This window comes from Rhodospirillales bacterium, assembly GCA_016872535.1.
Taxonomy (GTDB): domain Bacteria; phylum Pseudomonadota; class Alphaproteobacteria; order Rhodospirillales; family 2-12-FULL-67-15; genus 2-12-FULL-67-15.
In genome coordinates, this window is record VGZQ01000103.1 from 1 (window position 1) to 8,796 (window position 8,796).

An 8,796-nucleotide genomic window follows, 5' to 3' on the forward strand; every position below is an offset into this window, starting at 1 on the left:
GGTCCATCGCCGCCAACACCGGCGCCAACCGGCGGCCGTTGAAGCGTTCCACCACCATCAGCAGCACGTCCATCTCCAGCTCCTCGAAGATCTTCGCCGCCTCCTTGGGCTTCATGGTCTCGTAGATCTTGACCAGGCTCGCGACCTTCTTCTCCTGCTGCTCGTCGTAGGCCGCCAGCAATTTTTCGATGGTGGCCTGCAGGCTCTTCATTTCCTCGACTTTTTTGTCGATCCGCGATTCGGCAGCCTTGAGCATGGCGCCGCGGACTTCGAGTTCCTGCTCGCGTTTTTCGATGCGATCCCGTCTTTCGGCGAGCTGTTGCAGGATGTCCATTTCGGCTTGGCTCAACAGCGTTGGGTCGTCGCCGAGCTTGCGGATCGGACGGCCGCGAGTGGCGTCGCGGGTGCGGGTCGCGGCCTCGCCCTCGGCCGGCGCCTCGGCATCGGCGCCTGCGGGCGGCGGCACCGCGACTTGCGCGCCGGGAGCCGGCGCCGGGGGTTGCTGCTGGGCGGTCGCCTCGGCGACGCCCGCTTTCAGGATATCGACGACGTCGCGCCAGATATCGCCGACCCGAACGGTGAGCAGCAAGGCGGCGAAAAAGATGGTGACCGGCAGAAAGCGGATGCGGGGGATGAATTTCATGGCGGTTCGATCCGTTGGCCCGACACCGCTCAACTGGCGGCGCGAAATACCCTCAGCAACTCCCGCTCGGCGTCGGAGCGCGGCTCGATCCCGATCGCATCGCGATCTTCATCGTGGTCGCGATTGCGCTCGCGGGAAGCGCGCGGCACCGGCGCCGCCGGCGCCTCGACAGGTTTGGGTCTGGCCGCGCGGATCGCGCCTTCCAGACGATCGGCCGCGGAATTGGCCCGTTCGATCAGGAAGGCGAGATCGTCGCGCAGCACGTGCGCTTTGTTCAAACGTTCCTGCAGCGCCTCGGTGCCGGTCGAGACGCGGCCGATGCTGGCTTCGGCTTTCTGCGTGGCTTGCGTGAACGTGGCGGCGAGCTGCTGCAATTCCGCCTTGTGGCGACGAAGCGCGGTCAGCTTCCGGTTCAGCGCGACCGCATAGCCGATGGTCGTGGCGAGGAACACGATCAGGATCGCGTCCATTAAAAGGGTGTAGTTCATGGCGATAGCCCTATCCTTTCACCTTGGCGAGACGATCCTCGATGCAGATCGCGATATGGTTGCCGCGCCGGCCCATACGGCCGGTATACATCGGGACCTTTCCGCAGTGCAGTTCGACCAGCGAGTCCGGGGTCGCGTTGAGCAGGATTTGCGAACCGACCTTGAAGTTGAAAACGTCGCTCAACATCATGGTCTGCTGGTCGATAACAACTTCCAGATCGACATCGGTGCGCCACAGTTCCTCGGCCAAATGCGTTTCCCAAATCGAGTCGCGACCGAATTTTTCGCCCATGAACATCTGGAGCAGCAATTCGCGCACCGGTTCCAGCGTGGCGTAGGGCAGCAGCAGTTCGAGCCGCCCGCCGCGGTCTTCCATGTCAATGCGCAGGCGGGCGACGATGGCCGCGTTCGAGGGCCGCGAGATGGTGGCGAAGCGCGGGTTCGTTTCCAGCCGCTCGAAGCGGAAGCTGACGGGACTCAGGGGCTCGAACGCCGCCGACAGATCGCCGAGCATGACGTGGATCATGCGTTCGACCAGCGATCGTTCGATGGTGGTGTAGGGGCGGCCCTCGATGCGCATCGCCGCCGTGCCGCGCCGACCGCCGAGCAACACGTCGACGATCGAATAGATGAGCGACGAATCGACCGTCATCAGGCCGTAATTGTCCCATTCCTCGGCCTTGAACACCCCGAGCATGGCCGGCAGCGGGATCGAGTTGAGGTAATCGCCGAAACGGGTCGAAGCGATGTTGTCGAGCGAGACCTCGACGTTGTCCGACGTGAAGTTGCGCAACGAGGTCGACATCAGGCGCACCAACCGGTCGAACACGACTTCCAGCATCGGCAGCCGTTCGTAGGAGACCATGCCGCTCGACAAGATGGCCTGGATGCCGGCTTTTTCCGCGACATCCTGCTGGTCGTCGTCGAATCCGAGCAGACTGTCGATTTCGTCCTGATTGAGGACGCGGGTTTGCTCGCGCGTCGACGGTCCGGCGGCCATGCCCCCGCCCCCGCCCCCGCCGACCATGGCTTCCCATTCGGCGGCGAGATCGTCCTGGTTGTCGCCGCCGCCCGCCGCTGGCGAGCCACCGCCGCCCGATTGGGCGGCAAGCTGCGCTTCCCATTCGGCGGCCATCGCGTCTTGATCGGTCGTGTCGTCGCCTGGTGCCATTGTTCCCGTTCCTCCCGCTCCGCCCGCGCGCCGGCTATTGGATCAATATTTCCTTGAACAACACGTCGTTGACCTGCGCCGGCGCGGCGGCGGTATTGACCCTGAGCAGCATTTCCTCGCGCAACCGGTACATGCCGATCGACCCGCGCAAATCCTCGATCTTCAACTCGCGCAGGTAAACCTGGAAGTTGTCGATGATGCGCGGCATCAGTTTTTCGATCACCGGGACAAATTCCTTCTTCTCCACTTCGAGCGTCACCTTCATCTTGATGAAACTGGTGCGCCGGCCGCCGGTGTTCAGGTTGACGAGCAACTCGGGCAAATCCATGAACACCGTTTCGCGCCCCTGAGCCGCCGCCACCTCCTTATCCTTTCCGGTCAGTTTCTGGATGAGCGGATCGAGGTACCCCATGAAGTAGGCGCCCGCAATGCCGCCCACCACCAACAGCACCGCCAGGACAATGATGATCAGCAACCGCTTGCGCCCGGCGGACGATACTCCTCCTTGCTCCTCTCCTTCCGCCGTCCCTTCTTCCTCGGGCGCGGGCGATTCGTCGTTTTCGTCGCGTTCCGCCATGTTCAGTTCACCCGCGGGCGTTCATTCGCCCTTGTGCCCGATCCGCTGATGCCCGACTCAAGCCCGCCGACGCCGTCCCTCGGACCCGACGCCTGATGCTAGGGGCGACTGGTTAATAAATGGTTGAAGGCCGACCGGACGCGCGGCCGATGGGGGGCCCGCACCGAGCTAACGGCCTAATTTGCCTATGAGAAATACCGCTTCCACGTTGTTAACCATAGCCCAAAGCCGGCCTTGGCGCCACCGGCCCCCACCCACGCGGCGCCAGCGGCAGTTTCTTCCCAACGGGCCCGAGCCGGGTCATCCCGAAGGCTGGTTTTGCCTGCCTTATGTCGATCCAACCAACTGAAAAACCGAAATAAATCGGATTGGCACGCCCCATGCATTGTGGAGAGCGCGATCGCATCGGCCCACGGCACAACAACAAACGCCGGAGACGACGGAGGCGATCGGGCTAAAGGTCCGCCTACGGGGGCGGACACGTTAACCGTGCAGTGATGCGCCGCGTTTCGGCGACACCGTCGCCCGCGTGGCTGAAAGGGAACGTACGCCATGGAAACCACGTCGCTGATTTCGCTTTCACGCCAGGCGGGCCTTCGCCGGCAGATGGAAGTGGTCGCCAACAACATCGCCAACATGAACACCGTCGGGTTCAAGGGCGAGCACATGATGTTCGTCGACCATTTCGTCCGCAGTCGCGGCGGCGAGAAGCCTTTTCCCGAGAAACTCCACTTCGTCCGCGACATCGCCACGTTCCGCAACATCCAGGAAGGCGAAATTACCCAGACGCACAACGCGCTCGACGTCGCCATCGCCAATCCGGGGTATTTCGTCGTGCAGACTCCGCAGGGCGAGCGCTACACCCGCAACGGCCGGTTCCAACTCGACCAGTCCGGCCAGCTCGTCACGCAGGAGGGCTTCGCCGTCCTTTCCGAAGGCGGGCCGATCGTGCTCGGCCAGCGCGACGCTTCCGTCACCATCGCGCGCGACGGAACCGTGTCGAGCGAAGTGGGCCGGCTCGGCAAGCTGCGGATCGTGACGTTCGAGCGGGATACCGAGCTAAAACAAGTCGGCAACACGCTCTTTCGCACCGATCAGGCCCCAAGGCCGGCCGAACGCCCGCACGTGGTGCAAGGGGCTCTCGAAGCCTCCAACGTGCAACCGATCGTCGAAATCACCCGGATGATCGAGGTGCAGCGATCGTACGAGTCGCTCGCGCGCTTCATCGACCGCGAGGACGAACGCGTGCGCGGCCTGATCCGCGAAGTCGGACAGATGATCTAGCGACCGGACCACCGCAATCGAAAAAGAGACACAGCAAAAGGAACACCGCCATGAGATCGTTGAATATCGCCGCCACCGGCATGCTGGCACAGCAACGCAACGTCGAAGTCGTCTCCAACAACCTCGCCAACATGAACACCACGGCGTACATGCGCCGACGCACCGAGTTCCAGGACTTGCTCTACCAGAACCTGCGCCGCGTCGGCACGGCCTCGTCGGACACCGGCACGATCGTGCCGTCCGGCGTGCAGCTCGGCCTCGGCGTCAAACTTGCCGCCGTCTATCGCATTCACGAGCAGGGCAACCTGACCGCGACCGACAACACGTTCGATCTCGCCGTTCAGGGGCGCGGCTATTTCCGCGTCCAATTGCCGACCGGTGAAATTGCCTACACCCGCGACGGCACCTTCCAGCTCAACGCCACCGGGCAGCTGGTCACCCACGACGGCTACACCGTTCTACCTGCCATCACCATCCCCAACAACGCGGTCGACGTCACCGTCAACCAGAGCGGCCAGGTCCTAGTCAAGCTGCAGGGCCAAGTGGCGCTGAGCAATGTCGGACAGATTCAGATCGCCAACTTCCCCAACGAAGCGGGCCTCAACGCCATCGGCGGCAATCTGTACATCGAATCGCCGGCGTCGGGCGCGCCAGTCGCCGGTAATCCCGCCAGCACCGGCTTCGGCGCCATTTTGCAGGGTTTTCTCGAAACCTCCAACGTCAACCCGGTCGAGGAAATCTCCAACCTGATTTCAGCCCAGCGCGCCTACGAAATGAACTCCAAGGTCATCAAGGCCTCGGACGACATGATGAGTTCGCTTTCGCAACTGCGCTGACACGTAAGGGAGTCGCGCCATGATTCGCACCCTTGTCGCCCTCGTCGTTTCGATCGGAATCGCCTGCGCCGGCCCGCAACCCGCCGCCGGCGACAACCGCGTCGGCGCGGACGGCGCGAGCGCCGCTTCGTCCGTTCTGCCGGCCGTCGCGCTTGTCGGTCCGAACGTCACGGTGGAAGAACCGCTGGTCAAGCTCGGCGACATCTTCGTCGGGCTCGATCCCAAAACCGCTGACACCGCGGCCGCCTACGCTCCGCAGGCAGGCAAGCGTCTGGTGCTCGACGCGCAATGGCTGGCGCGGGCGGCGCGGCGCCATAACATCGCCTGGCATCCCGCGGGCCCGAACGAACATGTCGTCGTCCAGCGCCGAACCTTCGTTGTCACCCGCGGCGACGTGGAAGCCCGCACCCAAGCCATGCTTGCCGAGCGCCTGGCGGGCACCGAGTTCTCGGTCGAGCTTTTCAGCGTCAATTTCCGCCTGCATGCCGCTAGCGACGGCAGCGATACTTTCGCGCTCGAGGATTTCTCCTACGACCCGATCTCGCGTCGGTTCGAAGCAACCGTCGCCGCTCCGGCGGCCTCGACCATGGCAAGCCGTGCCCGCGTCAGCGGCCGCGTCCACAAGTTGATCGCCGTGCCGGCGCTGAAACGGCCGATCTCCAAGGGCGAAATCGTGCGGGCGGACGATATCGAGATCGTCCGCCTGAAAGCCGACCAGGCTCCGACCGACATCGTCACCGACCGTGACGGTCTGATCGGCAAGGCGGCGGTGCGCGGCTTGCGCGCCGGTCATCCGGTCTTCGCCCGCGACGTCGAGCGACCGGTGCTGGTGACCAAGGATTCTCTCGTCATGCTGGTCCTGCAGGCGTCCCACATGCGGCTGACCGCCCGCGGCAAGGCGCTCGATCAGGGCAGCCACGGCGATGTCATCCGCATCGTCAACGAGCAAAGTAAGCAGGTGGTGGAAGGCACGGTCATCGGCGCCGGCCAGGCCGCGGTCAAGCCCTTCGGCGCCGTCGCCGACCTCCGGCCGGTCACGAATTGAATCGCCATTCCCAGGTCCACAAGGAGTATCCCATGACCCCGCACCGAAACCGCAACCGGACGCGCCGGACGCCGTGGGCCGGAGCCGTCGCGCTCCTGCTCGCCGCGACCGCGCTCTCGGGCTGCAACGTGCTCACGCGCCTGTCCGAAGTCGGCGGCGGGCCCAAGACGTCGCCGGTCGAAAATCCGACCACGAAGCCAGGCTACAAACCGGTCAATCTGCCGATGCCGGCGGCCCAGCCTGCCGAGATCAATCCCAATTCGCTCTGGCGCGCGGGCGCGCGCGCATTCTTCAAGGACATCCGCGCCAAGGCGGTCGGCGACATCATCACGGTCAAGGTGTCGATCGCCGACTCGGGCAAGCTCGAAAACAAGACCGAGCGCGAGCGCGGCGACAGCGAAACCGCATCCGTGCCCAATTTCCTCGGCCTCGAGGCGGAATACGCCAAGAAACTGCCGCAGGCGATCAACGCCTCCAACTTCCTCAACTTCAGCAACAACCACAAGACCAAGGGCGACGGCGACATCGACCGCAAGGAAACCGTCACCCTCACCTTCGCCGCCGTCATCACGCAAATACTTCCCAACGGCAACATGGTGCTGATGGGTCGCCAGGAATTGCTCGTCAACCAGGAAATCCGCGAACTGGTGATTCTTGGCGTGGTTCGAGCCGAAGACATCGATGCCGACAACACCATCACCCACGACAAGATCGCCGAGCTGCGCATGGCCTATGGCGGCCGCGGCACGCTCAGCGGACTCCAAGCCCCGCGCTGGGGCGCGCAGGTCTGGGACATCCTCTTCCCGTTCTGACCGCGTTTACGGTTTCCCGTTCCAGGATTCCGCCGTTCCCTCGGACCTGGAAAAACTCAAGGCCGGTGCGAGAAATTGCACCGGCCTCTTTTTTCTATCTTGTCATCGCGAACGCAGCGATGTGATCCATGAGAGTGAACTGCTTCGCCCCTACGGAGCTCGCAATAACGGCTTTCGCCGTTTAGTCATCCCGGTGGGTACGCTCCATGCGCTCATGGCGTTCCTGGGCCTCGATCGACAACGTGGCGATGGGTCGCGCCTCCAGCCGGGAAATGGCGATCGGTTCGCCGGTTTCCTCGCAATAGCCGTAGGTCCCCTTCTCGATGCGCTCGAGCGCCTCGTCGATCTTGACGATCAACTTGCGCGCGCGATCGCGGGTGCGCAGCTCGAGCGAGCGGTCGGTTTCGACCGAGGCACGGTCGGCGATGTCCGGCTCGACGATGCCGCCTTCCTGCAACGACTGCAGAGTTTCTTCGGACTCGCGCACCAGTTCGCCGCGCCATTTGAGCAATTTTTGCCGAAAGTATTTGCGCATGCGCGAACTCATGAAGGTTTCGTTTTCCGTCGGTCGATAGCCCGTTGGCAACACCACGCGCTTGGCTTTTTTACCGACGCCAACGCGAGTGGCCCCGCGCGCGGTCGATTTCTTTGCGGGCGCGGGGCGAGCTTTGCCGGAACGTACTTTCTTCATCGGACGGATCCTCAGGTGGCCGTACCCGGTTGGCCCGCGGCGCGGCAGGTCCGGTCCCGGTTTCGGGAAGGGGGTGATTCTCAAGACCCGACGGGTCTTGTCAACTTCGCGATCTCGACTTCGGCGCGCAATTCGATCTCGTCCAGAATCTCGTTCAGGCGCGGATCGTCGGACCGTTCGCGCCGTTGCCGCACGGTTTGGGCCAAGCGTGCGAGTTGATCCTTAGGGATCGCCCCGGCCAGAAGGGCGAGCCGGATGTCCTCGAGCCGGTCGAGTAGAAAATGTCCGTATTGCCGCGCCGATTTGCGCCCTTCCCACGACACCGTGGCGGGGGCTTCCTGAATGGCCAGAAGCTGTTCGATGGACGCGGGCGGCGCGGTTTCCACCGCCGCCCCAGGCTCGGTCGCCGCCATCGCCTCCTTCAGGTGCTCGGCGAACTCGACGCCGCGACCCGCTTCCTTGCGGCGCCGAGCCGAGTCGACCGCCTTGCCGTTGCTTATGCCGCCGACCTTCATGGGGATTCCCGAGTCGCTTATTATCGATCCGACACGCTTATAGAGAGATAACACCGTCGAGGACACCTTCGTACGGCGCCTATTTCCCATAATTTATTTGCGTGAATTAACGTTGCGGAATAATTGTCCGTTTGATAAAGTCCTAATCTGATAATGAGAAGCGTTATCATATAAACCGAAAGACCAGTCGGATCGGGCCGACTTAAACCGGAAGGACGAGGCCCGTCACGTGATCCGTAAGAACAGCCTGCATCTCAACAACGTTTTCCACGCCTTCGGGGCCCACACGGTTCTGAACGGCGTATCGATCTTCGTGGCGCCGGGCGAAACGGCGTGCCTGCTCGGGCCCTCGGGCTGCGGAAAAACGACGCTGCTGCGGGTCGCGGCCGGACTCGAGACGCTGCAATCGGGCCAAGTCGCCATCGGCGACCGCCTCGTGGCCCAGGGACGCGGCGGCGCCCAGCTCCCGCCCGAGGCGCGTGGCATCGGTTTCGTGTTCCAGGACTATGCCCTGTTTCCGCATCTGACCATTCGCGACAACATCTCGTTCGGACTCCGCAACGGTAAAGCCGCGCGCGGCGTTTGGGTCGAAAACGCTCTCGCTCGTTTCGGGCTGGCCGGTCACGCCGACAAGTATCCACACGCGCTGTCCGGCGGCCAGCAGCAGCGGGTTTCGCTGCTGCGCGCGCTGGCTCCCGAACCGGGCGTAATGCTGCTCGACGAGCCGTTTTCCA

General features: G+C 63.6%; 11 protein-coding genes. 5 read left to right on the forward strand and 6 right to left on the reverse strand.

The features are described from left to right. The 4 genes from FJ311_14825 to FJ311_14840 all read right to left on the reverse strand — a co-directional run. Positions 1 to 643, reverse strand: a 643-nt coding sequence (locus FJ311_14825) for a hypothetical protein (protein ID MBM3952711.1), incomplete at its 3' end; no start/stop codon positions are given. A gap of 29 nt (positions 644 to 672) precedes the next feature. Continuing rightward, positions 673 to 1,131, reverse strand: a complete 459-nt coding sequence (locus FJ311_14830; GenBank protein MBM3952712.1) for a hypothetical protein — start codon at positions 1,129 to 1,131, stop codon at positions 673 to 675. Between the two features lie 10 nt (positions 1,132 to 1,141). Further along, positions 1,142 to 2,302 carry a flagellar motor switch protein FliM gene (gene fliM, locus FJ311_14835; GenBank protein ID MBM3952713.1) on the reverse strand — a complete coding sequence of 387 codons (1,161 nt, stop codon included), beginning with the start codon at positions 2,300 to 2,302 and terminating at the stop codon, positions 1,142 to 1,144. A gap of 34 nt (positions 2,303 to 2,336) precedes the next feature. Continuing rightward, positions 2,337 to 2,879: a flagellar basal body protein FliL gene (locus FJ311_14840; protein MBM3952714.1), complete on the reverse strand. Its 543-nt coding sequence runs from the start codon at positions 2,877 to 2,879 to the stop codon at positions 2,337 to 2,339. Positions 2,880 to 3,431: 552 nt separating this feature from the next. Here FJ311_14840 and flgF point away from each other — a divergent pair. Genes flgF through FJ311_14860 form a run of 4 tightly spaced genes read left to right on the forward strand, consistent with a single transcriptional unit; the run spans position 3,432 to position 6,856 of the window. Further along, positions 3,432 to 4,163, forward strand: a complete 732-nt coding sequence (gene flgF / locus FJ311_14845; GenBank protein ID MBM3952715.1) for a flagellar basal-body rod protein FlgF — start codon at positions 3,432 to 3,434, stop codon at positions 4,161 to 4,163. Positions 4,164 to 4,213: 50 nt separating this feature from the next. Next, positions 4,214 to 4,999 (forward strand): flagellar basal-body rod protein FlgG, encoded by a 786-nt coding sequence (gene flgG / locus FJ311_14850; protein ID MBM3952716.1) that lies wholly within the window; start codon positions 4,214 to 4,216, stop codon positions 4,997 to 4,999. Between the two features lie 19 nt (positions 5,000 to 5,018). Continuing rightward, positions 5,019 to 6,044: a flagellar basal body P-ring formation protein FlgA gene (gene flgA / locus FJ311_14855; GenBank protein ID MBM3952717.1), complete on the forward strand. Its 1,026-nt coding sequence runs from the start codon at positions 5,019 to 5,021 to the stop codon at positions 6,042 to 6,044. 32 nt (positions 6,045 to 6,076) lie between these two features. Next, positions 6,077 to 6,856 (forward strand): flagellar basal body L-ring protein FlgH, encoded by a 780-nt coding sequence (locus FJ311_14860; protein ID MBM3952718.1) that lies wholly within the window; start codon positions 6,077 to 6,079, stop codon positions 6,854 to 6,856. A 181-nt stretch (positions 6,857 to 7,037) separates the two neighbouring features. On the opposite strand, the gene dksA is transcribed toward FJ311_14860, so the two are convergent. Further along, on the reverse strand, positions 7,038 to 7,547 hold the full coding sequence (dksA, locus tag FJ311_14865) for an RNA polymerase-binding protein DksA (GenBank protein ID MBM3952719.1): 510 nt from the start codon (positions 7,545 to 7,547) through the stop codon (positions 7,038 to 7,040). An 80-nt stretch (positions 7,548 to 7,627) separates the two neighbouring features. Then, positions 7,628 to 8,152, reverse strand: coding sequence for a flagellar assembly protein FliX (locus FJ311_14870; protein ID MBM3952720.1), 525 nt, complete (start codon positions 8,150 to 8,152; stop codon positions 7,628 to 7,630). A 142-nt stretch (positions 8,153 to 8,294) separates the two neighbouring features. Between FJ311_14870 and FJ311_14875 the strand changes: the two genes are divergently transcribed. Beyond that, positions 8,295 to 8,796: ATP-binding cassette domain-containing protein (locus FJ311_14875; protein MBM3952721.1), on the forward strand; the 502-nt coding region annotated here is incomplete at its 3' end.

Excerpts from the sequence above, each read along its gene's own strand:
- fliM (MBM3952713.1), bottom strand. The coding sequence starts at position 2,302 with ATGGCACCAGGCGACGACACGACCGATCAAGACGCGATGGCCGCCGAA.
- dksA (MBM3952719.1), bottom strand. The coding sequence starts at position 7,547 with ATGAAGAAAGTACGTTCCGGCAAAGCTCGCCCCGCGCCCGCAAAGAAA.
- FJ311_14840 (MBM3952714.1), bottom strand. The coding sequence starts at position 2,879 with ATGGCGGAACGCGACGAAAACGACGAATCGCCCGCGCCCGAGGAAGAA.
- flgG (MBM3952716.1), top strand. The coding sequence starts at position 4,214 with ATGAGATCGTTGAATATCGCCGCCACCGGCATGCTGGCACAGCAACGC.
- FJ311_14830 (MBM3952712.1), bottom strand. The coding sequence starts at position 1,131 with ATGAACTACACCCTTTTAATGGACGCGATCCTGATCGTGTTCCTCGCC.
- flgA (MBM3952717.1), top strand. The coding sequence starts at position 5,019 with ATGATTCGCACCCTTGTCGCCCTCGTCGTTTCGATCGGAATCGCCTGC.
- FJ311_14860 (MBM3952718.1), top strand. The coding sequence starts at position 6,077 with ATGACCCCGCACCGAAACCGCAACCGGACGCGCCGGACGCCGTGGGCC.
- flgF (MBM3952715.1), top strand. The coding sequence starts at position 3,432 with ATGGAAACCACGTCGCTGATTTCGCTTTCACGCCAGGCGGGCCTTCGC.
- FJ311_14870 (MBM3952720.1), bottom strand. The coding sequence starts at position 8,152 with ATGGGAAATAGGCGCCGTACGAAGGTGTCCTCGACGGTGTTATCTCTC.